Annotated in this window: 23 protein-coding genes; 10 read left to right on the forward strand and 13 right to left on the reverse strand. The window is 37.9% G+C overall.

The annotated features are described in order from the left end of the window. The first annotated feature begins 234 nt into the window (after positions 1-234). Positions 235-1,104 carry a DUF2971 domain-containing protein gene (locus tag KNQ97_RS07225; protein WP_253612020.1) on the forward strand — a complete coding sequence of 290 codons (870 nt, stop codon included), beginning with the start codon at positions 235-237 and terminating at the stop codon, positions 1,102-1,104. 286 nt (positions 1,105-1,390) lie between these two features. On the opposite strand, the gene hchA is transcribed toward KNQ97_RS07225, so the two are convergent. The 4 genes from hchA to KNQ97_RS07245 form a co-directional block, all read right to left on the reverse strand. Then, positions 1,391-2,266 (reverse strand): glyoxalase III HchA, encoded by an 876-nt coding sequence (hchA, locus tag KNQ97_RS07230; protein WP_001095773.1) that lies wholly within the window; start codon positions 2,264-2,266, stop codon positions 1,391-1,393. A 202-nt stretch (positions 2,267-2,468) separates the two neighbouring features. Further along, the gene (locus KNQ97_RS07235; protein WP_001053074.1) at positions 2,469-3,467 is read right to left on the reverse strand and encodes an NAD(P)H-quinone oxidoreductase; all 999 of its coding nucleotides are present in this window, start codon (positions 3,465-3,467) and stop codon (positions 2,469-2,471) included. 46 nt (positions 3,468-3,513) lie between these two features. Then, positions 3,514-4,407, reverse strand: coding sequence for an AraC family transcriptional regulator (locus tag KNQ97_RS07240; protein ID WP_001186876.1), 894 nt, complete (start codon positions 4,405-4,407; stop codon positions 3,514-3,516). A gap of 159 nt (positions 4,408-4,566) precedes the next feature. Then, positions 4,567-5,385, reverse strand: a complete 819-nt coding sequence (locus KNQ97_RS07245; protein WP_000426931.1) for an undecaprenyl-diphosphate phosphatase — start codon at positions 5,383-5,385, stop codon at positions 4,567-4,569. A gap of 355 nt (positions 5,386-5,740) precedes the next feature. On the opposite strand from KNQ97_RS07245, the gene KNQ97_RS07250 reads away from it, so the two are divergent. Next, positions 5,741-6,541, forward strand: a complete 801-nt coding sequence (locus KNQ97_RS07250) for a PaaX family transcriptional regulator C-terminal domain-containing protein (RefSeq protein WP_031961232.1) — start codon at positions 5,741-5,743, stop codon at positions 6,539-6,541. 106 nt (positions 6,542-6,647) lie between these two features. Next, complete coding sequence (locus KNQ97_RS07255; protein ID WP_032046921.1) at positions 6,648-7,640, forward strand: fatty acid desaturase family protein; 993 nt, start codon at positions 6,648-6,650, stop codon at positions 7,638-7,640. A gap of 42 nt (positions 7,641-7,682) precedes the next feature. Here KNQ97_RS07255 and KNQ97_RS07260 read toward each other — a convergent pair whose 3' ends face one another. Further along, on the reverse strand, positions 7,683-8,717 hold the full coding sequence (locus KNQ97_RS07260; RefSeq protein WP_103236571.1) for an AraC family transcriptional regulator: 1,035 nt from the start codon (positions 8,715-8,717) through the stop codon (positions 7,683-7,685). Positions 8,718-8,880: 163 nt separating this feature from the next. Between KNQ97_RS07260 and KNQ97_RS07265 the strand changes: the two genes are divergently transcribed. Both KNQ97_RS07265 and KNQ97_RS07270 read left to right on the forward strand, forming a co-directional pair. Continuing rightward, a complete protein-coding gene (locus KNQ97_RS07265) occupies positions 8,881-9,579 on the forward strand; it encodes an NAD(P)H-dependent oxidoreductase (protein ID WP_103236570.1) in 699 nt (232 codons plus the stop codon). A gap of 598 nt (positions 9,580-10,177) precedes the next feature. Next, positions 10,178-11,689 (forward strand): OmpP1/FadL family transporter, encoded by a 1,512-nt coding sequence (locus KNQ97_RS07270; RefSeq protein WP_009519746.1) that lies wholly within the window; start codon positions 10,178-10,180, stop codon positions 11,687-11,689. 67 nt (positions 11,690-11,756) lie between these two features. Here KNQ97_RS07270 and thrH read toward each other — a convergent pair whose 3' ends face one another. Next, entirely contained in the window at positions 11,757-12,374 is a 618-nt protein-coding gene (gene thrH, locus KNQ97_RS07275; protein ID WP_000406996.1) for a bifunctional phosphoserine phosphatase/homoserine phosphotransferase ThrH, read from the reverse strand. A 184-nt stretch (positions 12,375-12,558) separates the two neighbouring features. Here thrH and KNQ97_RS07280 point away from each other — a divergent pair, with 184 nt between their 5' ends. Next, positions 12,559-13,293, forward strand: a complete 735-nt coding sequence (locus KNQ97_RS07280; RefSeq protein WP_000216076.1) for a phosphoadenylyl-sulfate reductase — start codon at positions 12,559-12,561, stop codon at positions 13,291-13,293. Positions 13,294-13,464: 171 nt separating this feature from the next. Then, the gene (locus KNQ97_RS07285; protein ID WP_001247579.1) at positions 13,465-14,850 is read left to right on the forward strand and encodes a wax ester/triacylglycerol synthase family O-acyltransferase; all 1,386 of its coding nucleotides are present in this window, start codon (positions 13,465-13,467) and stop codon (positions 14,848-14,850) included. 29 nt (positions 14,851-14,879) lie between these two features. Here the strand turns inward: KNQ97_RS07285 and KNQ97_RS07290 are convergent, their stop codons facing one another. The 6 genes from KNQ97_RS07290 to KNQ97_RS07315 form a co-directional block, all read right to left on the reverse strand. Beyond that, positions 14,880-15,053 (reverse strand): PA1571 family protein, encoded by a 174-nt coding sequence (locus tag KNQ97_RS07290; RefSeq protein ID WP_001103036.1) that lies wholly within the window; start codon positions 15,051-15,053, stop codon positions 14,880-14,882. 139 nt (positions 15,054-15,192) lie between these two features. Next, the gene (gene rng / locus KNQ97_RS07295; protein WP_001288187.1) at positions 15,193-16,647 is read right to left on the reverse strand and encodes a ribonuclease G; all 1,455 of its coding nucleotides are present in this window, start codon (positions 16,645-16,647) and stop codon (positions 15,193-15,195) included. 113 nt (positions 16,648-16,760) lie between these two features. Beyond that, positions 16,761-17,321 carry a Maf-like protein gene (locus tag KNQ97_RS07300; protein WP_000940845.1) on the reverse strand — a complete coding sequence of 187 codons (561 nt, stop codon included), beginning with the start codon at positions 17,319-17,321 and terminating at the stop codon, positions 16,761-16,763. After that, the gene (mreD, locus tag KNQ97_RS07305; RefSeq protein ID WP_001121008.1) at positions 17,309-17,800 is read right to left on the reverse strand and encodes a rod shape-determining protein MreD; all 492 of its coding nucleotides are present in this window, start codon (positions 17,798-17,800) and stop codon (positions 17,309-17,311) included. Before mreD ends, KNQ97_RS07300 begins: the two co-directional genes overlap by 13 nt. Beyond that, on the reverse strand, positions 17,787-18,644 hold the full coding sequence (mreC, locus tag KNQ97_RS07310) for a rod shape-determining protein MreC (RefSeq protein ID WP_001182997.1): 858 nt from the start codon (positions 18,642-18,644) through the stop codon (positions 17,787-17,789). The genes mreD and mreC overlap by 14 nt, the downstream gene beginning before the upstream one ends. Positions 18,645-18,660: 16 nt before the next feature. Then, on the reverse strand, positions 18,661-19,701 hold the full coding sequence (locus tag KNQ97_RS07315; protein ID WP_000601379.1) for a rod shape-determining protein: 1,041 nt from the start codon (positions 19,699-19,701) through the stop codon (positions 18,661-18,663). Between the two features lie 133 nt (positions 19,702-19,834). Between KNQ97_RS07315 and gatC the strand changes: the two genes are divergently transcribed. The 3 genes from gatC to gatB are packed head-to-tail and all read left to right on the forward strand — an operon-like array spanning position 19,835 to position 23,150. Then, positions 19,835-20,149 (forward strand): Asp-tRNA(Asn)/Glu-tRNA(Gln) amidotransferase subunit GatC, encoded by a 315-nt coding sequence (gene gatC, locus KNQ97_RS07320; RefSeq protein WP_000107699.1) that lies wholly within the window; start codon positions 19,835-19,837, stop codon positions 20,147-20,149. A 53-nt stretch (positions 20,150-20,202) separates the two neighbouring features. Next, entirely contained in the window at positions 20,203-21,681 is a 1,479-nt protein-coding gene (gene gatA / locus KNQ97_RS07325; RefSeq protein WP_000130660.1) for an Asp-tRNA(Asn)/Glu-tRNA(Gln) amidotransferase subunit GatA, read from the forward strand. Then, positions 21,681-23,150, forward strand: coding sequence for an Asp-tRNA(Asn)/Glu-tRNA(Gln) amidotransferase subunit GatB (gene gatB, locus KNQ97_RS07330; RefSeq protein ID WP_125267869.1), 1,470 nt, complete (start codon positions 21,681-21,683; stop codon positions 23,148-23,150). Before gatA ends, gatB begins: the two co-directional genes overlap by 1 nt. A 49-nt stretch (positions 23,151-23,199) precedes the next feature. Here gatB and KNQ97_RS07335 read toward each other — a convergent pair whose 3' ends face one another. Continuing rightward, complete coding sequence (locus KNQ97_RS07335; RefSeq protein WP_253612021.1) at positions 23,200-24,639, reverse strand: DUF2971 domain-containing protein; 1,440 nt, start codon at positions 24,637-24,639, stop codon at positions 23,200-23,202. Between the last annotated feature and the right edge of the window lie 154 nt (positions 24,640-24,793).

The following is a 24,793-nucleotide window of genomic DNA, read 5'->3' on the forward strand; positions in this document are numbered from 1 at the left end:
GCTAGAAATCAGAGTAGCCAATTTTGATTTAAAATTTTTGCTTTTAGCTTTTGATGTAGTAACAGCATTTTTTTGATGTAGTAACATAATCAGCGTATGTAAAATAATCAAAATTATGAACATTTGATATCCTCTAACGACCATTATTTTTATATCAAACAAGGCAAAAGTTTTACAAAAATATCTTATACTAAGCAATGAATATTAATAACAAATTTAATTATAGAGGTTGACTTGAACGATTTGAAATCCGTAGCAATGGGACTGTTATCAATCATAGATACTGATGATGCCTTTTCAGACTATGAAAACTTAAGATGTGACAAGGATTATTACTACATATACAAACATCTAAGCTTTGACCAATATTTTAAAGTATTAGAAATATTTACAGAATGTCATTTAAAGTTTACTCCTCCTGCTCGTTTCAATGATCCTTATGACTGCGTAGCAGTAACTGAAATTGAAGGTAACAAGCCTACTGAGTTACTTCAAAAAGCTCTCACTGAAAAATTAGCAGTTACATGCTTCAACAATAATCCTTTAAGTATTCTAATGTGGTCACATTATGCACAATCACATCAGGGATTCGTTATTGAATTTAGAATACCGCAACCTTTCATTTACGGTCCCGCTCCTGATGTCTTTACTCTATTAAAAGTCATATATACGGATAACTTTCCTAAAACAGTCTTACCACCTGCCCCAGTTACTCCATGGTCAGATGATTTCTATAGACTTATGCATACAATGGTAAAAAATCAATTCTTAACGAAATCTAGTGAGTGGGGATATGAAGAAGAATTTCGAGTGCTTAAACATGATTATGATCCCAACAATGAAAATTCATTGTTAGTAAAGTTTCCACCCTTAAGCATAGCGTCAGTAATTCTAGGAGCTAAACTAAATTCAGATGATGAAAAATATAACGCGCTCTTAAATGCTATAAATCAATATAATTTATCAAATAAATGTAATTTACCTGTGTACCAAGCCCAATTACAGCCAAATAGTTTCAAGTTAGCAGTTCCAGACCATCCACGCCTTAGTAAAGAAGCTTTTACTATTCGTCATTTCTATGAAAATTTAAAGGCACAAGAATGAAAATAGTAATGTTACATTATTTTATTTTCTCAGCCCTTAATAACCGCACCGCAACATATCCAAATGATATTATGGCTGGTTTTATCAAATCATAATGATTCCATCAGTTCGAATCCCAACTTAGGATTCGAACCAGCGTTCATAATAGTATTTTACTAAAATAAAGTACTTCATGAAATAAGGATACAAGTGGGGATATATTTAAAAATATATCACCACTTAAACCTTATATATAAATAATTGTAGACTATAGTTCGAGTCCCGCAGGGCGCACACTTTTAGTGAATTAATCCTTCACTTCAGCCAGCAATGTTTCAGCTGCAAGTTTGCCTAAATTATTAGAAGCAAGCGGACTATCGCCCGTTAACAATTTACGGTCTCGATGACATTGACCAGTAATGCCAGTGTTCAAAATCTTCACACCGAGTTTTTCAAGGTTTTCACCGACTAACCACGGTAAAGCTCCAGGCATGTAACCAATATCAATATTCGCTCCCTTATCTAACGAGTCAGGGAATACACAAATTTGATAATCTTTAAAAATATAATTCTCAGGCTGTTCATCTACTGCGGCAGCCAGTAACGAAGCTGGACCATGACATAACGTAATAATAAATTTGTCTTGCTCAACTGCCCATTTAAGAACTTTCTTCACTTCAAGGCTATGCGGAATCTTCGCTAACACACCATGCCCACCCGGAATAAATACAGCCGCATATGGAGAGTTTTCACCGACTACGTTTTCTAAAATATCGGCAAGTTTTAACGGATTTTTTAATTTATCTGCATATTTCTGGAAAGTATCTAATACCACCTGTTCTTGCTTTGGCATTGCCCACATTTCAAGTTTGGCTGGATTACCTGAAAGTGTCGCAACATCAATTTCAAATCCGGCATTATCTAAATGGAACATTGGCAAAAGCATTTCTACTGGATGGTTTCCGGTAGAAAAGAACTTACCGTTTTGCATCTGGATATAACGTTCATCAGTTGCAATCATTAAAACCTTTTTATTGCCCGCATACGGCGTTGGATAGGTTGTGCCATCGTAATCTGTTTTAGGAGAAGTATATTGACTCAGTGAATATGGTGATGGGAAGAACGCATTATCTTCAGCTAAATCTGGAGTTGGATTTTTATCATTTGTTGCTGGGGTATTCATGGTTACCATCCTTTAGAATTGAAGAGCGAAATAACAGCTTTAAGACAGTTATTATTTCTTAGTAAATGTATATTCAGATCAAGAAACAGGTGCAACAAGCCAATAGAATTTGGCAATTTTTATATAGAAATAGGCACAATTAATAATTATAAAATTTCAGTTTAGGCAAACATGTCATTCACCTAAACTGTCACAGATAAGATTAAGCATTCATCTCTAAAACGATCTTTCCAATATGGTCGCCCTGCTCCATACATGCATGAGCACTTTGTACATCTGAAAAAGCATAGGTTTTATAGATTTGTGGTAAACACTTGCCTTGCTCCAATAACGGCCATACATGTTCATGTAATGACTGAGCGATCTGTGCTTTTTCTTGGCTATTACGCGCTCGCATCGTTGAGCCTGTAATCGTTGCGCGTTTTAAAATCAGTTTTTGTAAATCAAATTCTTTTGCAATTCGACCTCCCATAAAGCCAATAATGACAAGTCGGCCATCACGTTTTAATAGATTTAAGTTTTTCTGAAAATAAGAGCCACCCACAATGTCCAAAATAACATCAACACCTTGTTCTTGAGTATGGTTCAAAATTTCCTGCTCAAAATCTTGGGTTTTATAATTAATTGCTGTGGTTAAATCAGAGAGTGCTTCAACTTTATCTTCACTACCAACAGTAGCAAAAGTTTTAATACCTAAAGCATGGCAAATCGCTAAAGCAGTGGTTCCGATCCCACTTGCACCGCCATGAATCAGGGCAGTTTCATCTTTCTTTAAACGGCCAATATCAAAAAGATTTGCCCAAACCGTAAAGAATGTTTCTGGAATCGCAGCAGCTTGAGTAAATGATAAATTCTCAGGTATTGGCAATACTTGAGTTGCAGTTACCGCACAGTATTCTGCATACCCGCCACCATTGGTTAAAGCACAAACCTTGTCCCCGACTTTAAACTGTTGCACTTGCTCACCCACAGCAACCACTACTCCAGCGACTTCAAGTCCAGGGATTTGAGTAACCCCTTTAGGCATTGGATATAACCCCATACGCTGTAAGACGTCAGGGCGGTTAATTCCAGCAGCTTTAACCTCAATTAAAACTTCATCAGCTTGAGGTACCGGAACATTTGAATCTTGAAGTTTTAAAACCTCAGGTCCGCCAGGAACCGTAATTTCAACAATTTTCATGGTTGTCGGAAGATTCATTGATATGCTCCATGTTTGGTTTATATTTAAGACGTGTTGATTTACTTTAGTTTGTTGATAATTTAGGTGGAACTCCAAACAGCCGCTTAAACTCTCGACTAAACTGTGAGGCACTCACATATCCTACCTCATAGGCAGCTTCTGCAACGCCCATTTGGTTATTTAGGATTAGATCACGAGCCTTATGTAATCGAGTAATTTTGATGTACTGTAATGGAGAATAGTTGGTAACTTTCTTAAAAGCTTGATGAAAAAGCGAAACGCTCATTCCTGCCTGTTTAGCCAACTCCTGAACCGTTAAGTTACGATAATAATCTCTTTGAATAATTTCACAAATCGTATAAATCACTCCACTTCGGCTCATAATAGCCGAAAGGTTCTGGATAAAATCACCACCGCCAGCTTGTAAAACCCGATAAATAAGTTCGCGTTTCACCTGCTCTCCTAAGATTGCAGTATCTTGCTTGGAACGAAGTAAGTTCAACAAGCGTAAAGCAACATCAGATATAACCGAGTTCATTTCAATAATATTTAAACCACAGCTCAGTTTTATCTCTTTGTTATCAAAATCTTCTATAAGTGGTCGCTGCTCTTTATCCATTTTAGTCGCCAGCTCAGCCATCATTTGAGGTTCAAATTTAATCGCAATTGCAAGCATTGGTTCACGCTCAACCAACGTATCGCAATCAAAAGGGATAGCAATTGAGATAAATAAACACTGTCCTTGTTGAAACTTAAAAATATCTTTTCCGATATAAGCCCGTTTTACACCCTGAATGACTAGAACGATGGAAGGCTCTTGCAATACAGCAACCGGCTGTGTGGAATGATCTACCCTCATCAGGGTGATATTTGAAATATGAGTGGGATATAGCCCTTCTTGAGGAGCCAAATACAAAAAAGCCTCTACCAAACTTTTCGTCAAGTCATTCTGTTGCATTGCTTTATTTTTTACGGGCTATTTAAGATTTACTATATCAATCAAACTAAAAGGAAAAAGTATTTCTTGGTAGTACTTTGTATAAATAAGCAAGTTAAAGCTATTTTTAGGCATAAAAAAACCTAGATTTCTCTAGGTTTTTTATTCTTAATCTGACTATTAAGCAGATAAGTTAAAGAACATAGCAGCAATTAGGATAATCACACCTAATACAATTCGATACCACGCAAATACACGTAATGTATGACGCTCAACGAAGAGTACGAGTGCTTTTACAACCAATAAAGCAGCAATAAATGCCGCAACAAAACCCACTCCAATATTAACCATATTGTCTGAAGTCAACACATCAGCATTTTTAATTAGGTCAAAAGTTGCTGCACCTAGCATGGTCGGCATTGCAAGGAAAAAAGAAAACTCTGTTGCAGCTTTACGAGACAAGCCTGCAAACATCCCGCCTACAATTGTCGCACCTGAACGAGAAGTCCCAGGAATCATCGCAACACATTGAGCCAGACCAACTAAAAGCGCCTGTTTAAACGTGATCTTGGTCGCATCATCCGTTTTATGTTCAAATTGTTTAGATTCAACCCAGAAAATAATAAGCGCGCCGACAATCAGAGCAATCGCAACTACAATTGGGCTAAATAAAACACTTTTAATAAAATCTACAGCTAAAACGCCAATAATCACTGCCGGGAAAAAAGCAATTAAGACACTAATGGCAAAATGGCGTGACTCGACATCACCACTAAAAAAACCTTTGATTAAGTTAATGATTTTCTGACGATATAACCAACACACTGCCAGAATAGCACCTAACTGGATCACTACTTCAAAGACACGACCACCATCTGAATGGAAATCGATAATATGACCAAATAAAATTAAATGACCAGTACTCGAAATAGGTAAAAATTCAGTTAAGCCTTCAACAAAGCCTAGAAACAGTGCTTTTATAACTTCAAAATTTTCCATAACTTGCTCAAAGAAAGTTAGTTAATCACTAGAACGATCTAAAATTTATTTTATTGCCACAGTTAGCCTTTTATTTAGCTCAACATGTGTTCAATATCAGATCATTTCTAGCATTTGTGGTTATTGCCTCTAGTGAAAGGCAGTTTATTTAAAGTGCGATAATGTATCACATCATAATGACAAACTTAGGTTAACTATCGTAAAAAGATAAAACTTGGTTAAAAATGGCCAAATTTTCTTTTGTTATAGATAAGTTTTTTACAATAGATGAGTTTAGAAAATCATCTTAAAAAGTCCTTAAAAAAACATGTTATTATTCCAATTAAATACAACTCATATCAAAAATTCAGACTGAATGAAAAATACCAAAATTAACGCACGTCATCTTATTATCGACCTCTTTCTTTCTTCCGCTTATCCTCAGCTCAGTATCAAGCAAATTTTGGTTGCAGCTAAACTTTTTAACTTAAGTGAAAATGGTATTCGAGTTGCGACAACACGCTTGTTAAATGAAGGTATGATCCAGAGCGTAGAACGCGGAATCTATCAACTTTCTCCGTCTGCAAAAGATTGGGCGAAAGTTATTCTCAATCGTAAAAATGGAATTAAACAAACTAAAGAATGGCAGCAGCATTATCTCGCCGTGTTTACAGGAACCTTAGGCCGTATAGACCGAACAGCACTAAAAAAACGGGAACGTGCACTTCGTCAATTTGGTTTTAAAGAGCTGGAAACTGGTATTTACATCCGCCCAGACAATTTAGCTTATAGCTTTGAAAAAACCTGTGATGAGCTTGTTTTAGCAGGGTTAGAGAAAGAAGCAAAAATTTGTATTATTCAATATGTCGACTCAACAACGCTTAAGCAAATTTTTTCTTTATGGGATACCAAACAACTCGAAAAAAATTATGAAATGTATAGCCGAGATATTACGCACTGGCTTGAAAATTATGCTCACTCCCCTTTAAACGATGCAGCAGTCAAGGCACTTCTTTTAGGAAGGGAAACAATTGCCTTACTCATGAATGACCCATTATTACCCGCACCATTTGTAAATGAATCTGCTCGTAATCAATTTGCTCAAGATGTACAGCAACTAGATGCAATTGGCCAGAAACTTTGGAAAAAAATATATGAACAGGAATTAAATTTATAGACATCTGATTTATTTTTTTACAAACAAATATTTCACTTTTTAAGTTTTTATGACTATATTTGTAATATAAAATATGGATACCAAACTCTAATTTGGGAGAATAAAAATGAATGCACAGGTGAGTGTTACCGATCTATTTAGCAGAGAAGAAATACAAGAGCTTACAGAACCTTCAGATGCATATGGCGCTTGGGCCGTTGCTAGCACATGGGCTGTTATTGGAGGAACATTTGCCAGCTTAATTATGATGTGGGATTACTTACCGAGTTGGGGGAAATTATTAGCATGTATGCTTGCTCTAGCTGTTTTAGCTGGCCGTCAGTTATGCCTCGCAATTTTAATGCACGATGCATCCCATAAAAGTTTATTCAAAAATAAGAAAATAAATGATTTCGTTGGAGATTGGTTATGTGCTCGCCCAATCTGGAACGACCTACAAAAATATCGTGTACACCATGTTCGTCATCACGCCAAAACATCTACACCGGATGACCCAGATCTTTCTTTAGTTGCAGGCTTTCCTGTCAGTAAAAAATCTCTTACTCGTAAATTCTTACGCGACTTAACCGGTATAACAGGATTAAAGTTTAGCTTAGGCCGTGTGTTGATGGACCTTGATGTCATGAAATGGACTGTAGCCAATGATCAAATCTGGTTAGACCGTAGTGATAAAAATTTCGTTGACTATGCAAAGAGTATTGCAAAAAACAGTACAGGCGCTATTGCAACCAACCTATTACTTTATGGTGTTTTAAAAGCATGTGGTCAACAACGTTTTTATTGGTTATGGCCTTTGGCTTATTTGACTCCATTTCCATTATTTTTAAGAATTCGTTCAATGGCAGAACATGCAGGTATGCAAACCAGCAATACTGCTTTAACTAACACTCGTACCACACGTGCAGGTTGGATTGCGAGAAGCTTTGTGGCCCCCATTCATGTCAATTACCATATGGAACATCATTTAATGGCGTCTGTTCCATATTTTAAATTACCGCGTATGCATAAAATATTAAAAGAACGTGGGCATGTGCCCACTCCACCGAGCTATTTTGAAGTAATTCATACACTTTCATCAAAACAAGATTTAACAAATTAAGATAGGGTTAGAAGACCACTTTCAAATTTGTGGTCTTCTTGATTATTCACGTATCTCTAAATTTTTTAGTTTTAATTGAGTTTGATAATACTTCGGTGTTACACCCATCCAGCGTTTAAAAGCGCGGGTGAAATGGGGGGTATCGGCATAGCCTAATCTTAAAGCCACAGCTTCAATTGACATTGAACTATTTTGCAAAAGATCTTGTGCATATTGCTTTCGAGTTAAATCAACTAATGCTGAGAAACTTGTATTCTCTATTGCCAAATACCGCTGTAGGCTACGTTCTGACATATTCATCATTTGGGCAACTTGCTTAACTTTTAATATTTCCCCCTGACTATTGATCAATAATTTTTTTATTACTTGGCTAATTTCTGCTTTCCATCCACTTCGTAACTTCAATTTATCAATATCTTTTTTACACTGGGCTTTCAGCAAAGGTGCCAGCATAGGGTCAGCCGTGAGTATAGGCTGCATTAAATATTCTTTTGGAAAAATCCAAATATTATGTTTTTGCTCAAATAAACAACTTACCCCTAATTTATCTTTTATTTTTGAAAAACCTAGTGGTTCGGGCATATTCAATTGCACTGTACCTAAAGCAGATAACCCTGTTAGATGTTTTGCGATGTGAATAAAACCTAACAACAAAAAAATAGTCGCATCTGAACTTAATTGAAAACTTTTTAATGGTTGATGAATAGACCAGTAAACATCGTCTTGCTCTTGCTTTAACTCGGGTTTAAAGGCATCACAACGCGAACCAATAAATTGTTCAAGTATTTTTAAAGCCTCTCCAAGATTTGCAGACACCATGGCTGCCATACCGACAGAACCATAACAAGAAGCTTTCATTTCCAACGCCAGATAACCCGCTAATGCTGGCTCATGAGTGAGTTGAATCGCATGCTCAAGTAAGTTATTTAAGGTATTAAACTCAACATACCAATACGGTTTTTTTAATTGTTCCGGTGTTACTCCACTACCCTCTAAAAACTGCTCACAAGAGATACCTCTGCGCTTAACGATGTCAGCTAATAAATTAATATAAGTTCCGGGTAATTCTGGAGTCATGAGCGGCCCATTAGAAAGCGTAATTGTGGCGTTAAATGGTAAAAACTGTCAGTTCTTGAACTATGCCATGCTTTTAAATTCAGGCATAGTCACTTAAGACAAACTGACTTAACTCTCCGACATTCCACTAAAAACTAATCTTTTCTTTAAGAGTAAAGACACTATGAATATCCTGATTGTTCATGCTCATCCAGAACCTCTGTCTTTTACAACTTCCCTAAAAACGACAGCACAGCAAACCTTAAAAAAATTGGGCCATCAAGTAGAAATTTCCGATTTATATGCAATGCAGTTTAATCCTGTTGCCTCTAAGGAAGATTTTTTAGAACTCAATCAACCTGATTATTTTAACTATGCATTAGAACAGCGAAATGCCACAAAACAACAACTTTTGGCTCCTGATATTCAAGTAGAAATTGACAAAGTAAAACGTGCCGATCTAGTAATCTTGAACTTTCCGCTTTATTGGACTTCTGTTCCAGCAATTTTAAAAGGCTGGATTGATCGTGTATTTGTCTCTGGACTTTTTTATGGGGGTAAGCGGTTTTACAACCATGGTGGCATGGCAGGTAAAAAAGCAATGCTCTGTTTAACACTCGGTGGTAGAACACATATGTTTGGGGAAAATTCTATTCACGGACCAATTGAACATTATCTATCACCGATTCAACGCGGTACTTTGGCTTATACTGGCTTTGAAGTTCTTCCCCCATTCATTGCCTACCATGTACCTTACATTAGCCAAGAAGCACGTGAAACTATTCTTGAGGACTATGTCACTTATCTCGCTCACCTTGACCAACTTGAACCCTTAAAATTTCCTAAACTTGAAGAATTTGATGAAAAGTTATATCCCCTCTAATACTATGTTTTAAATCTAAAAGGCGCGATAACCGAATTCTTTTCTATTTCGGTTATCCCTTAAATAAAGCAAGCTTAAATCCAGCAATTAATTCCTCAAAAAATTTGACCAAATAGTAAAGAAAATACTCTCAATTTTTATCTAATAAATAACAATATAAAACTGAATCAATAATATACATGTGTAGAGAAACTAGACTTATCCATTAAAAATGATGACTAATACTCATTTCATAATCAATCAATTCATATTTTTACAAAAAAATCTTTGACCATTTTTCTTGGATTTATGACAAAAATGTCATAAAAACAAGCAACTTTAATAATAGATAAAAAATATAAATATCAATTATTTAAATTAATTAAACAACAAAAATATTCCTTCATATTTCATTCATTATTGCCATTTTTTGTATAAAAAGTGAGTACTCTGCAGTTCATAGAACAGATTTACTCTTAGTGTAATTATGCTATTTTTGTTACATGGAGTTATCAATGCTTTGAAACTTGTAATTCAAAGCACTGAAGGCAACACAGTTTAAACGGTTTAACTCTGTTACTTTTAAAAAAATGTCTTGAAGTTCAAGGAAAGATTAAAAATGAAATTAAAACATCTGAGCACTGCAATGATTTTAGCAACGCTGCCTGCAACTGGGGTTTTTGCAGCAGCTTTAGATCGCTCTGGACAGTCAATGTCTGCGTTCTTCCAACCTGGTAATTACTTTGAAGCAGGTATTTCTGTTCTAGATCCTGATGTAGCTGGTAAAGAAGCTGGATCTAGTGCCACACGTCGTGATATTGGCGATATGGCGAATGACTACTACTTCCCAAGTGCTGCATTAAAATTACAAATTAATGACCAATTTTCTTTCGGTCTACTCTACGATCAACCATTTGGAGCAGATGCAGAATATTCAGGTAATAACGTATTCGTTTCGAATCCAGGCAGTGATACTATTTTAAGTCAAAAGGCATTAGGTGACTTAGCAACCAGCTCAATTCAGAAGTTAGTTCAAGCATCTGGATCAGCATTTACACCAGCTCTTATAGAGGTGACGAAGGTTACTGGCGGTGACCCTACAAAACCAACTCAAACAGAGATTTTAGGTGCATTACAACAAGTTGCTGCCGGAGGAAATACAACTGTAGGTGCAGGACTGACAGCACTACAAAAAACCCAAGCTGCTATTAACGCAGCAAATAATTATTTAGGTACTGGTGGAACTAAAGTTAAAGTTGATACACAAAACTTATCTTTTGTATTTGGTTATCAACCAACTAAAAACTTCAATTTCTACGCAGGTCCTGTATTACAAACAGTTAAAGGTAATGTAAGTTTACGAGGTCAAGCTTATAGTCTTTATAATGGTTATGATGCAAGTATTAAAGAAACTACAGGTGCTGGTTGGTTAGCAGGTGCTGCTTATCAGATTCCTGAAATCGCACTTAGAGCATCTGTAACTTATCGTTCTGAAATTGATCACAAAGTAAATATTGATGAAAATTTATCTATATTAAATTTCCCTGGTCTTACTTCAGTATTGGCTGGTTTAGACGTTCCAGCATCTAAACTTCAAGCAATTAATTCATCTGGTAAAACTACAATCACAACACCACAGTCTGTTAACCTTGATTTTCAGACAGGTATCATGGCGGATACAGTTGCGTTTGCCAATGTACGCTGGGTGAATTGGAAAGATTTCTCAATTCAACCATATAAATTTGGCAAAGTTTCAGAAGCTGTAGGTGGTCTTGTTGGGCGTCCAAATGGCTTCAACCTAGTTGAATATTCTGATGACCAATGGTCTGTGAACGCTGGTGTAGGCCGTAAGCTTAATGATAAATGGGCTGGTAATGTTTCTGTAGGTTGGGACTCTGGTGCAGGTAATCCTGTAACAACATTAGGACCAACAGAAGGTTACTGGAACGTAGGTTTAGGTGTTCAATATAGCCCTACTCCACAAACTTTCATCGCTGGTGGCGTAAAATACTTCTGGTTGGGTGATGCCAAAGCTCAAACAGGCGCGCAAGCAGGTAGCGATGAATATGTTGCAGATTTCTCTGATAACAACGCTATCGCTTACGGTTTAAAACTTGGTTATAAATTCTAAGTTTCAAAAACTAATCTAAATAAAAAAGGCGCTATAAGCGCCTTTTTTATTGTCCATTTGTTCTTTCTTAAGCAGGAATATTGCGCTGTGAAACTGAACGGATTGCTTCTTTTAATGCATCATAACCATTGATTGCAGGAAACTGCGGAAACTCTGCAATAACATTTGCAGGCGCATCAAACAAGAAACCATGGTCGGCTTCACCAAGCATCGTTGTATCGTTATATGAATCACCTGCTGCAATCACACGGAAATTCAAACCATGTAGTGCTTTAACCGACTCACGTTTTTGGTCAGGTTGGCGAAGTTTATAAGCTGTAATCATACCATTTTCATCTGTCTCTAATTTATGACAGAAAATTGTTGGCCAGCCTAATTGCTTCATTAAAGGATGAGCAAACTCATAAAAAGTATCCGACAAAATGACCAGTTGAAAATGATTGCTCACCCATTCAACAAACTCTTTTGCACCTGGTAGTGGCCCCATCTCGGCAATAACTTCTTGGATGTCTTTTAAGCCTAAACCGTGTTGTTTTAGAATATTCAGACGCTGAGTCATTAAAACATCATAATCCGGAATATCACGAGTTGTTGCTTCTAGTTCTTTAATCCCTGTTTTTTTTGCGAAATTGATCCAAATTTCAGGAACTAAAACTCCTTCAAGATCTAGGCATACGATTTCCATGAATGCTTCCAACGTTGGTTAAAAATTGCTGTATCATACCACTAAGATTTTCAGTTTTGCGTTGTTATTGATCAAATCAATTTTATTCATAAGGATCGAAATTAAAGTGCTAAGCAATTTATTCACTATCCTTTAGAATATTTTTCATAACTCAATGCGCCCAAGCCTTTTGCCAGGAACACCCATGACCGTTATTCCGACTATTGATATCGTTGATGCTCTCGCGGCTGAATATGCAGCTAAAAGTCCGCGCGAGATTCTAGAACTTGCATTAAGCCAACAAGGTGAGATCGCAATTTCGTTCTCTGGAGCAGAAGATGTAGTCTTAATTGATATGGCTTCACGTTTAGGTAAACCTTTCCGTGTTTTTAGTCTTGATACAGGCCGTCTACACCCTGAAACTTATCAATTTATTGAAACTGTTCGTAAGCACTACAATATTAATATCGAGATTTGTTTCCCTGATGCGGAAGCTGTGCAAAGCATGGTGAATGAAAAAGGCTTATTTAGTTTCTTTAAAGATGGACATCAAGAATGCTGTGGCATTCGAAAAGTTCAACCTTTACGTAAGAAACTAGCGACCTTAGATGGCTGGATTACAGGTCAGCGTAAAGATCAGAGCCCTGGTACACGTACTGAAATTCCAGTGGTACAAGCTGATGCAGGCTTCTCTGGTCCGGGTAAGCAACTCATTAAATATAATCCGCTTGCCAACTGGTCTAGCGCCGATGTGTGGAGTTATATCCGCATGATGGAAATTCCATATAACCCTCTACACGAGCGTGGTTTTGTTTCGATTGGATGTGAGCCATGTACACGTCCAGTACTTCCAAATCAACATGAACGTGAAGGTCGTTGGTGGTGGGAAGAAGCAACACAAAAAGAATGTGGCTTACATGCAGGTAACTTGAAAAAATAGTTCGGTATAAAAAAACCACTGATGAATCAGTGGTTTTTTTTACAGTTATATCTCGTACACAAAGTCATATTTAATCTGTAATAAACGCTATATACTAAATTTACGGTTCTATAATTCTAATAAGAGCTCAGTTAAGGGCTTCTTAGAAAAAAGCATGAGGCACAACGAGTTATGCGTCCATTACACCCTATTGATTTTATTTTTCTATCACTAGAAAAAAGACAACAACCGATGCATGTTGGCGGATTGTTTTTATTTGAAATACCTGAAAATGCCCCTGAAACTTTCGTTCACGATTTAGTAGAAGAAATACGCCAATCTAAAAGTATTCCTGTTCCACCCTTCAATAACCGTTTAAATGGTCTATTTTGGGATGAAGATGAAGAGTTCGATATCGACCACCATTTTCGCCATATTGCCTTGCCTCATCCTGGCCGAATTCGTGAATTACTGGTTTATATTTCCCAGCAGCACAGCTCTTTAATTGATCGTGCAAAACCACTTTGGACGTGTGACATTATTGAAGGGATCGAAGGCAATCGTTTCGCGATGTACTTTAAGATTCATCATGCCATGGTTGATGGTGTTGCAGGCATGCGCTTAATTGAGAAGTCGCTGTCAAAAACGCCGGAAGAAAAACATGTGGTTCCACTTTGGTGTGTAGAAAGTAAAAGAACAAAACGCTTAAAAGTACCAAAACCAAGCACAAGTAAGATCAAAAGTATTTTAGGTGGTATCAAATCACAGCTTGAGGTGACCCCTAAAGTCATGCAGGAATTATCGCAAACCATTTTTAAAGAAATGGGTAAAAATCCTGATTATGTCTCCACCTTTCAGGCTCCGGTTTCAATTTTAAATCAACGTGTAAGTGCTTCACGTCGGTTTGCAGCCCAATCTTTTGAATTAAGCCGTCTTAGAAAAATTTCTAAAGCACTTGGTGTAACGATCAATGACGTCGTACTTGCTGTGTGTTCTGGGGCATTACGTGAATATCTGATTAGTCACAACAGCCTGCCTAAAAAGCCTCTCATTGCCATGGTTCCTGCTTCCCTACGCACAGATGACTCTGACGTGAGCAATCGTATTACCATGATTTTGGCAAATTTAGGAACCCATAAAGATCAGCCTCTAGAGCGGCTCGAGATCATTCGTCGTAGTATGCAAAATTCAAAGCAACGCTTTAGCCGCATGACCGCGAATGAGATTTTAAACTATAGCGCTGTTGTTTATGGTCCAGCTGGACTTAACATTATGTCTGGGATGCTTCCTAAGCGTCAGGCATTCAATTTAGTGATTTCCAATGTACCTGGCCCACGTGAGCCGCTTTATTGGAATGGTGCGAAACTAGATGCACTCTACCCTGCTTCTATTGTCATGGACGGACAAGCGCTCAATATTACAATGACAAGCTATCTGGATAAGCTTGAAGTAGGTTTAACAGCATGTCGAAATGCTTTGCCTAAAATGCAAAACCTTTTAACGCATCTTGAAGATGAGATTCAACGGTTCGAAGAAATTATTGAAGAGAAACAGCTGAAACATCATTCAGCGAGTTAGGAAAAATTAAGGGGCTTTAAAATGGCCCCTTATTTTTTAATTGCGCGGCACTGGTTAAGCAACTGATGACATACTGAACGAATCATTGCAGTTGTGATTGGTACTTCTTTACCTTGGTCATTCAACATATAGCAGCTATTGACTGGCGTGCTTTCTAAAACATGTTTAAGACCGTTGCTAATTAAGTTTTCACTTACATTCATGGGTTATACCTCTTATTGTTTGCTAAGACGTTTAATAGGGAGAACGTCTAGGGCTACTGTATGTAAGTAGTATTTAAAATTCATGAATGAAAGTAAAATTTCAGTTGTAACAAGGATTAAGCGATATCTTGTTACAACTTTAACTTAAAATGATATCGTATTGCTCTTGCGTATATAAATTTTCGACCTGAAATTTAATAACTCTGTTGATAAAATGCTCTAAATCCGCCACTGCAGGTGCTTCTGCTGTTAATAATCGGTCAATCACGGATGGATGAGCAACGACAGTAAAGCCACTCGTAGACTCAAATGCACGGGTGTAGCGCAATATCTCTCGAAATATTTCGTAACACACTGTCTCTGCAGTTTTGACAAAACCACGCCCCTGACACGTTGGACACGATTCACATAACAAGTGTTCTAATGATTCACGTGTACGTTTACGTGTCATTTCTACCAGACCAAGTTCAGAAACCTGTGTGATTTTGGTCTTGGCATGATCACGTTCAAGCATTTTTTCAAATTGACGCATCACTTCTTCACGATGAATCGCTTCTTGCATGTCAATAAAATCAATAATGATAATGCCACCTAGATTTCGTAGTCTAAGCTGACGCGCAATCACCTGAGTCGCTTCCATGTTAGTCTTAAAGACAGTGTCTTCAAGGCTACGGCCACCAACATAAGAGCCTGTATTGACATCTATTGTGGTCATCGCCTCAGTCTGGTCAATCATTAAATAACCGCCAGACTTTAAAGCAACGCGTGTTTGCAGTGCTTTTTGGATATCTTCTTCAACGTTGTAAAGATCAAATAATGGACGCTCACCCGGGTAATGAATCAGGCGACTTTGCATATTCGGAACAAACTCATCTACAAACTCACGCAGTTTTCCATGAATCTCTCTCGAATCGACATAAATCTTTGCGGTTTCTTCACTTGCCAGATCACGGATAATTCGTTGCGGTAGCGGTAGTTCCTCAAAAATTAAGGAAGGTACTGCCACATCAACTTGCTTACGCTGAATATATTCCCATAACTTACTGAGGTAGCACATATCTTGTGCAATTTCGGCTTCATCTACCCCTTCAGCAGCAGTACGAACAATTACGCTACCGGGTAAATTATGCTCCGCCTGAATGCTCTCAATAATATTACGTAGCCGATCACGCTCTTCTTCAGACTCAATGCGCTGAGAAACACCAATATGGTTACCATATGGCATAAGAACTAAATAGCGAGAAGGAATTGAAAGATCTGTGCTCAGGCGAGCGCCTTTAGTACCGAGCATATCCTTCATCACCTGAACGGTAAGAATCTGCCCTGGATGAAGTAGTTCAAACACATTTGGAGTTGGCTGTGAACGTGGCCAAACCATATCATTAATATGCAAAAAGGCCGTTCTGGATAAACCGATATCAACAAAGGCTGCTTGCATACCCGGAAGCACACGTACAACTTTACCTTTGTAGATATTGCCGACAAGTCCACGTTTAACTGTACGTTCAACATACAGCTCATTAACAGTTCCATTTTCGATTAATGCCACCCGACACTCCATAGGTGTGACATTAATAAGTAGTTCTTCTGACATACATAAACTCAAAGCATTATAAAATTTTTATTAAAGAGTCAGAGGGACTGTTAATGTAGCTTTGTCCATTGTTCATCGACAATGCAATTCAATCAAGAATTATCAACAACCCCTTATGTCTTCACTCTTTTGAATAACTGTGAAAATTCGTACAAAGGAAGCCCTACCACATTACTATAACTTCCTTGAATTTTGGGAATATATTGTGAAGCAATTCCTTGAATTGCATATGCACCGGCCTTCCCTACAGGTTCTCCTGTGGCCCAGTAATCTTCCATATCTTGCGTAGTTAGAGATGCAAACTCAACTTGGGTCTGCACCACCTGACTTAAGATTTGTTGCTGTGTTGCAATACAAATTCCGGAAAATACATCATGCCAACGACCAGATAATTGTTTCCAGATGTCAAAGGCATGCTGCTTTGAGTCAGGTTTACCAATAATCTGACCATCCAGACCAAGGCTCGTATCTGCTGCAATAATCACTGAATCTGGAAAAATGTTTAATACAGCTTGGGCTTTTTCTCTCGCTAACCGCTCTACATATTGGTGAACCAGCTCACCTTCATGAACAGATTCATCAATATCAGGGCTATAGATTTCAAAATTTAAGCCCAGTTGTTGCAACAACTCTCTCCGACGCGGAGAACTAGAAGCTAAAACTAAATGCGCCATTTTGCTAAACAATAATAGACAACAGGCCAGGTTAAGATACTTGTCATCAATGGTTGCCAATGTCGAGCAATCGAAAAATGAATGCCCCCCATCGTTTGAGTCACCCACATAAACGCTAAGTGAGCAATAATCACCAATGTAGCAATTGTCCATAAATTACCAAAAGTCAAAATACGGCGTTCGCGTATTAAAAATCGGGTAATAAACGTGACAATAACAAAACTCAGTGCATTTAATCCTAAAGGTGCATCAAGCAATAGATCTGTAAAAATCCCCATTCCAAATGCGAACCACACCCCACACCATGTTGGCTGGCAAACAACCCAAAACAACATGATCATAAGCATGAACAATGGTCGCCAGCCCGAGATGTCGTAAGATAGTGGATAGATCATGAGGACAGACCCCACGATTATAGAGAGAATAATTCCCCATAATGGATCTTTACGCTTCTCACGTTTCAACTTAGCGATCGGCATATGGTTGCTCCTTCGCTAATGAGTCAGAGAAAAGTACAACAACATGATGACCAGTTGCTAATTGTGCTGCTGGTGTAACATCAATTTCAGCAAACTCACCTGAATTATGGCGACGGATTTTAGCCACCGTACCCACGGCATAACCTGCTGGAAAATGCTCACCTAAGCCTGAACTTAATACTTTATCGCCGACCTGAATATTTGCACTCGTTGGCACATATTCCATTTTTAAACGGCCTAAATCACCAGTACCCGAGACAATTGCACGCATACCTGTACGCTCTAAACGAACAGATAGAGAATGCTCTTTGTCAGAAAGCAGCATCACACGTGAACTATGAGGATATACATTGATAATTTGCCCCATAATCCCTTTATCATCCAGAACCGTTTGACCAACTTTAAGATGATCCATTGCACCACGGTTGATAATGATAATGTGACGAAGCGGATCGGCATCTGTCCCAATCACTTCCGCAATTTCCATACGACCATCAATAATTAATGGTGTATCGAGTAAACCACGTAAGCGGGTATTTTCAGCAGATAATTCAGACAGCTTCTGCAAGCGGACCTGAGCCTGTAATAGCTCAGCCTGCATTGCAGTGTTTTCACGGCGCAGTTGTGTTTCAGATTTAGTTTGTTGATTCAGCCATTCTCTCGACAGTACCGGATAACTTGCAAGTGCATAAATTGGATTATATGCAGCGTACAAGACATCCCTTGCTGGCTGAATTACATAAGGCATGCGCCAATCAAAGAACAGCACCACCAAGCATGTAATGACCGCAATAATGAACGAGCGGAAAGATGGCGGCTGTCTTGAAAAAATATTCGGTTGCACCGCCTAATCCTTAAACTTAACCGACGAAAAGCATGTCATGGTTCGGGTTGTCGAAGAATTCCAATACTTTACCACCACCACGGGTTACACAAGTAAGAGGGTCTTCAGCAACAACAACTGGCAAACCAGTTTCTTGAGCTAATAATTTATCAAGGTTACGAAGTAACGCTCCACCACCTGTCAACACAATACCGCGCTCAGCAATATCAGAAGAAAGTTCAGGAGGAGTTTGTTCAAGTGCAGATTTCACCGCGCTTACGATACTTTGTAACGGGTCAGAAATTGCTTGAGTAATTTCGTCAGAAGTTACAGTAATCGCACGAGGTACACCTTCTGCAAGGTTACGGCCACGTACTTCAATTTCTAATGTCGTACCATCAGAAACAGCCATACCAACTTCTTTTTTAATAATTTCAGCTGTGGTTTCACCAATTACGCAACCGTGAGCTTTACGAACATAATTGATAATTTGCTCATCAAATACATCGCCACCAATACGTAAAGAATCAGCATAGACACAACCTTGCAATGAAATAATTGCAATTTCAGTTGTACCACCACCAACATCCACAACCATAGAACCACATGCTTGTTCAACTGGCATGCCAGCACCAATTGCAGCAGCCATTGGCTCTTCAATTAGGCGTACATCACGGGCACCCGCATTAAATACGGCTTCGCGAATTGCACGGCGCTCGACCAAAGTTGATTTACATGGTACACATACAACTACACGAGGTGCAGGTGGGAACAAACGTTTTTCGTGAACTTTACCAATAAACTGATTCAACATGGTTTCAGTCACTTCAAAATCTGCAATTACACCGTCTTTCATTGGACGAATTGCAGAAATATTCGCAGGTGTACGGCCTAGCATTTGCTTAGCATCTAGCCCTACAGCAGCAACAATTTTTTGTGAACCACTGTGACGAATTGCCACAACTGTTGGTTCATTTAATATAATGCCGCGGCCTGGTGCATAAATAAGTGTATTTGCTGTACCTAAATCAATGGCTAGATCCGGCGAAAACAAGCCAATTAGTCGTTTTAGAATCACGGTTCGTTCTCAGTTAAACTTTCATGTGGATGCAAGGTGGCAACTTTAAACTAAATGTGATGATTTGAACAAGTCAATCGCTTATTATAACGCACGATATTTTGAAAATTTTTAATACTGATTAGGTGATGTTATGTCTACATCGGATGCACAGCATTCAGCAGATTTAAATGCACAAACAGTTTCAGCAATCGCCAATCTTGCTCGATTGTCGCTCAATGATACGCAATCTGCTGAATATGCTCAAAGTCTAAATAAAATTTTAGGCATGATGGAAACCTTAAAAGGCATTGATACGGAAGGCGTAGAACCTTTAAAGAGTCCTTTTGACAATCCTCAACCTTTACGTGCTGATGTGGTAACTGAAAGCAATCATCGGGACGAATACCAAGCAGTTGCACCTGCAACTCAAGATGGTTTGTATCTTGTTCCTCGCGTGATTGAATAACTTTTAATCAATTAACCCATCTTCCCTATTTTGAATGTAAAGAAATTTTACTCATGACTGATTTACATCGCTTATCAATTCGCGAACTTGCTGAAGGCTTAAGCCAAGCGAAGTTTTCATCTCGCGAATTGACTGAACATTATTTAAAACGTATTGCTAAAATTGACCCGCAAGTTAAGAGCTATGTGACGGTTACTCCGGAACAGGCACTTCGTGAAGCCGATGCTGCCGATGCCGCATTAAAAGCTGGCAATGCAACTGCTTTAACGGGTATTCCTCTTGCCCACAAAGACATCTTTTGTACCAAAGGTATTAAAACCACTGCTGGTTCAAAAATGCTCGATAACTTCATTTCACCTTACGATGCAACCGTTGTTGAAAAAACTAAAGCAGCTGGTCTGGTTACTTTAGGTAAAGTGAACATGGATGAGTTTGCGATGGGCTCAACTTCTGAGAGTTCATATGTAGGTGCAACGAGTAACCCTTGGGCACTTGACCATGTTCCTGGCGGTTCATCTGGTGGTTCTGCTGCGGCTGTAGCGGCTGATTTAGCACCATTTGCTACAGGTACCGATACAGGTGGCTCAATTCGCCAACCTGCTTCTTTCTGTGGTTTAACAGGCTTAAAACCAACTTATGGTCGTGTATCTCGTTTCGGGATCATTGCTTATGCATCATCATTAGACCAAGCAGGTCCAATGGCACGCTCTGCTGAAGACTGTGCTTACCTGATGAATGTAATTGCAGGTCACGATGCTAAAGACTCAACTTCAGTTAAAAAAGAAGTCGATGATTACGTTGCAAACCTAAATAACACATCTGTAAAAGGCTTACGCATTGGTATTCCTAAACAATACTTTAACGTTGCAGGTTTAGATGCGGACGTAAAAGCACGTGTTGAAGAGTCTTTGAAAAAGCTTGAAGAAATGGGCGCAACGCTTGTTGAAATCGACCTCAACATGACTGAAGCATATGTACCAACGTATTACCTCATCGCGCCAGCGGAAGCATCTTCTAACTTGTCACGTTATGACGGTGTTCGCTACGGTTACCGCTGTGAGAACCCAGCTGACTTGATGGATCTTTACAAACGTTCGCGTTCAGAAGGCTTCGGTCCAGAAGTTCAACGCCGTATTTTAATTGGTACATACGCGCTTTCTGCGGGTTATTACGATGCTTACTATGTAAAAGCACAAAAAGTACGTCGTTTAATTCAACAAGACTTCTTAAAAGCTTTTGAAAATGTAGATGTAATTGCAGCACCTGCTGCACCAACAACTGCCTACAAAATCGGTGCATCTTTAGACCCTGTTGAAATGTACTTAGGCGATATCTATACCATCGCAGTGAACTTAGCAGGCTTGCCAGCGATTAATGCTCCTGTTGGTTTTGATAAAGACAACTTACCAGTAGGTTTACAGTTAATCGGTAATTACTGGTCAGAATCACAATTGTTGTCGATTGTTCACCAATACCAACAAAACACTGACTGGCACACCAAACGTGCGGCAATTGCTGAGGAGAATGCATAATGGCTGAAGCTCAAAAGTTGAAATTGATTGACGGTTGGGAAGTCGTTATTGGTATTGAGATTCATACTCAGCTTGCAACCAATTCTAAAATTTTCTCAGGTTCATCAACTGAATTTGGTCAAGACCCAAATACACAAGCGAGCCTTGTAGACTTGGCGATGCCGGGTGTATTGCCGGTTTTAAATGAAAAAGTGGTTGAACTCGCAATTCGCTTTGGTTTAGGGATTGATGCTTACATCGACCAAGCTTCAGTCTTTGCACGTAAAAACTACTTCTATCCTGACTCTCCAAAAGGCTATCAAATTAGCCAAATGGACAATCCGATTGTGGGCTTGGGCCATATCGACATTCAGCTTGAAGATGGAACGACTAAACGCATTGGCGTAACTCGTGCTCACCTTGAAGAAGATGCGGGTAAGTCTGTGCACGACCAATTTGAAGGTATGTCTGGCATTGACTTAAACCGTGCTGGTACGCCTTTGCTTGAAATCGTTTCTGAACCAGACATGCGTTCGGTTGAAGAAGCAGTTGCCTACATCAAAGCAATTCACACACTAGTACGTTGGTTAGGTATTTCTGACGGTAACATGGCTGAAGGTTCATTCCGTGCGGACTGTAACGTGTCTTTACGTCGTCCGGGACAACCATTTGGCACACGCTGTGAGCTTAAAAACCTCAACTCATTCCGTTTCATTGAGCAAGCGATCAATGTTGAAATTGAACGCCAAATGGAAATTTTGGAATGGGGCGGCGAAATTGATCAAGAAACTCGTTTGTTCGATCCAAATAAAATGGAAACGCGTTCTATGCGTTCTAAAGAAGAAGCGAATGACTACCGCTACTTCCCTGATCCAGACTTGTTACCAGTAATTATTCCAGATGAGCAAATTGAGGCCATCAAAGCAACTATGCCTGAGTTGCCAGCAGCACGCCGTGCACGCTTTATTGCAGACTTTGGCGTAACTGAATACGACGCACACGTACTTACGCTCTCACGCGAAATGGCGGACTTCTATGAAGCTGTTGTGGCTGCTGCTGGAGGTGCGAAGCAAGGTAAAGTATCGGCAAACTGGGTGATGGGTGAATTCTCAGGTGCGTTAAACAAAGCAGGCCTAGACTTAGCAGACTCTCCTGTTTCTGCTGAACAACTTGGCGGCATGATTGCACGTATTGTTGACAACACCATTAGCGGTAAAATTGCGAAACAAGTCTTTGGCTTTATGTGGGAATCGGAAGGTAAATCTGCCGATGACATTATTGCGGAAAAAGGCTTAAAGCAAGAAACTGACACAGGTGCAATTGAAGCGATCATTAAAGAAGTGCTTGCAGCCAATGAAAAAATGGTTGAAGAGTACAAGTCTGGTAAAGAAAAAGCCTTTAACGGTCTTGTTGGTCAAGTCATGAAAGCCTCTAAGGGTAAAGCTAACCCTGCTCAAGTAAATGAATTAATGAAGAAATTGATTGGTTAAACTAATCTTTTTTTAGAAAAACCCGCTTTAGAGCGGGTTTTCTTTTATTTCATATTCGTAAAGGATTATCAGACACACAAATTTTTACTTCTTTTTTTCTTTTCTTTAAAAGAGAAGTTTTAAAATAAGTTAAATATTTCGCGGAAGCTGGACCTATATATATATTTACCAATGATTCTTTAAGGTCAGCAGGGTATTCAATATATGTAAAAGTTTGACCGTCAGCATTTAGTTCATTTTTTATACTCTTATCATTTAAATTCGTAACTTTTATAATTCTACATTCCTCTTCTTCCTTAAATGCTGAATGTTTAAATAAATAATTAATTGGTTTCATAAAGTCATCAATAATATTCCAAACCCTCTCATCACCTGTATAGTAAAGTTTTTTCAGATCATTAATTACTATTTTCAAATAATTTAGATTGTTCCGAATATCACTCTCAATTGGTTTTATTAAGCCCATATAATCAGTCCAAATTTTTTCTATTTCATCCGCACTTTTCTGTCCTTTAAATTCCTGAAAGAAAGAAAATTTTGAACGTTTAGCAATCGAAATATATTCTGATTTAGGATCAAAATAACAACATCTAAAAAGAGGTAATTTATTATTTTCTCCGATATGTAAATCTAATTCCACCTCATCATCATTAAAATAAAAACGATTCAATTTATCAAAAAAACTTTCATTAAGAACTAAACTAACACCTGTTCCATCTAAACCTTTGGTTCTACCGTATAGTCGAAATTGATTTAAATAATTATGATTAAAGGTAAAACATGATAAAAAATTATGCTGATAAATATATGAATCTAATGTCTTTAGTGACAAAAACTCCTTAACTAATAACCCTTCTGTTGGATCATTCATAAATTCAGTAGAGTTCATTCTAAAAAATTTATCATCATTAATAATAAAATTTGCTACATCTACTCTTGTATAATGTGCAACCTTTCTCTCAAAGGTATTAAATCTAACATTTAAACTTTTCAATACCATAATAACTAAAAGTCTTGCTGTACCTAACAAGAACAATGTTTCGGTTCTTTTGTAATTATGCTTTTTAACTTTATAATCGAAAAAATACTGTAAACCCATAAAATCTGCTATAAACACATTTTCAACTATATCTTTATATTTTCTATAAAAAGCCTTCTCTTTAAACAATTCATTTTTATAAATCCATAATTGTAATAAATTTTTAAATATATTTGACTTAAATTGAGATTGTATAAAGTTTTGATTTAAAAAAGGATTAACAGTTTCCTTACAAATCACATATAAATATTTGTAATATTCTAAGAAAAAATTTTTTTCATCTTTACCTTTTTGATCATCTTTTTTAACTTCAACTTCATTTATTACAAAATCAGACGAGATTTTGTAACTTTTCTCCACCTCATCTAAATTAAAGTCTTTATTACCTTTTATACTTAAAAAATATGCAGAAAGTAATTTTTTTAAATTCTCTTTAAAATCCTGATCCATAAATTCAGCCAAAACCCTTTTTCACATATTTAATACTAAAAACCCATAGTTTTTACAAGCATTTTTTTTGCACAATATATAATAATACTTCTTAATTTCCTTTTCAGAAAGGAATTTTTTTAGTTAGTAATCCCCCTCTCCTTTAGAAAAGGTC

The organism is Acinetobacter sp. UC24323 (genome assembly GCF_024151445.1).
GTDB lineage: Bacteria > Pseudomonadota > Gammaproteobacteria > Pseudomonadales > Moraxellaceae > Acinetobacter > Acinetobacter baumannii.

Coding starts and splice junctions, on each gene's coding strand:
- KNQ97_RS07300 (WP_000940845.1), bottom strand. CDS start 17,321: ATGGCGCATTTAGTTTTAGCTTCTAGTTCTCCGCGTCGGAGAGAGTTG.
- rng (WP_001288187.1), bottom strand. CDS start 16,647: ATGTCAGAAGAACTACTTATTAATGTCACACCTATGGAGTGTCGGGTG.
- gatC (WP_000107699.1), top strand. CDS start 19,835: ATGTCTACATCGGATGCACAGCATTCAGCAGATTTAAATGCACAAACA.
- KNQ97_RS07235 (WP_001053074.1), bottom strand. CDS start 3,467: ATGAATCTTCCGACAACCATGAAAATTGTTGAAATTACGGTTCCTGGC.
- KNQ97_RS07335 (WP_253612021.1), bottom strand. CDS start 24,639: ATGGATCAGGATTTTAAAGAGAATTTAAAAAAATTACTTTCTGCATAT.
- KNQ97_RS07285 (WP_001247579.1), top strand. CDS start 13,465: ATGCGTCCATTACACCCTATTGATTTTATTTTTCTATCACTAGAAAAA.
- KNQ97_RS07270 (WP_009519746.1), top strand. CDS start 10,178: ATGAAATTAAAACATCTGAGCACTGCAATGATTTTAGCAACGCTGCCT.
- KNQ97_RS07255 (WP_032046921.1), top strand. CDS start 6,648: ATGAATGCACAGGTGAGTGTTACCGATCTATTTAGCAGAGAAGAAATA.
- KNQ97_RS07290 (WP_001103036.1), bottom strand. CDS start 15,053: ATGAATGTAAGTGAAAACTTAATTAGCAACGGTCTTAAACATGTTTTA.
- thrH (WP_000406996.1), bottom strand. CDS start 12,374: ATGGAAATCGTATGCCTAGATCTTGAAGGAGTTTTAGTTCCTGAAATT.
- KNQ97_RS07245 (WP_000426931.1), bottom strand. CDS start 5,385: ATGGAAAATTTTGAAGTTATAAAAGCACTGTTTCTAGGCTTTGTTGAA.
- KNQ97_RS07250 (WP_031961232.1), top strand. CDS start 5,741: ATGAAAAATACCAAAATTAACGCACGTCATCTTATTATCGACCTCTTT.
- KNQ97_RS07260 (WP_103236571.1), bottom strand. CDS start 8,717: ATGACTCCAGAATTACCCGGAACTTATATTAATTTATTAGCTGACATC.
- hchA (WP_001095773.1), bottom strand. CDS start 2,266: ATGAATACCCCAGCAACAAATGATAAAAATCCAACTCCAGATTTAGCT.
- gatA (WP_000130660.1), top strand. CDS start 20,203: ATGACTGATTTACATCGCTTATCAATTCGCGAACTTGCTGAAGGCTTA.
- mreD (WP_001121008.1), bottom strand. CDS start 17,800: ATGCCGATCGCTAAGTTGAAACGTGAGAAGCGTAAAGATCCATTATGG.
- KNQ97_RS07240 (WP_001186876.1), bottom strand. CDS start 4,407: ATGCAACAGAATGACTTGACGAAAAGTTTGGTAGAGGCTTTTTTGTAT.
- KNQ97_RS07280 (WP_000216076.1), top strand. CDS start 12,559: ATGACCGTTATTCCGACTATTGATATCGTTGATGCTCTCGCGGCTGAA.
- KNQ97_RS07265 (WP_103236570.1), top strand. CDS start 8,881: ATGAATATCCTGATTGTTCATGCTCATCCAGAACCTCTGTCTTTTACA.
- gatB (WP_125267869.1), top strand. CDS start 21,681: ATGGCTGAAGCTCAAAAGTTGAAATTGATTGACGGTTGGGAAGTCGTT.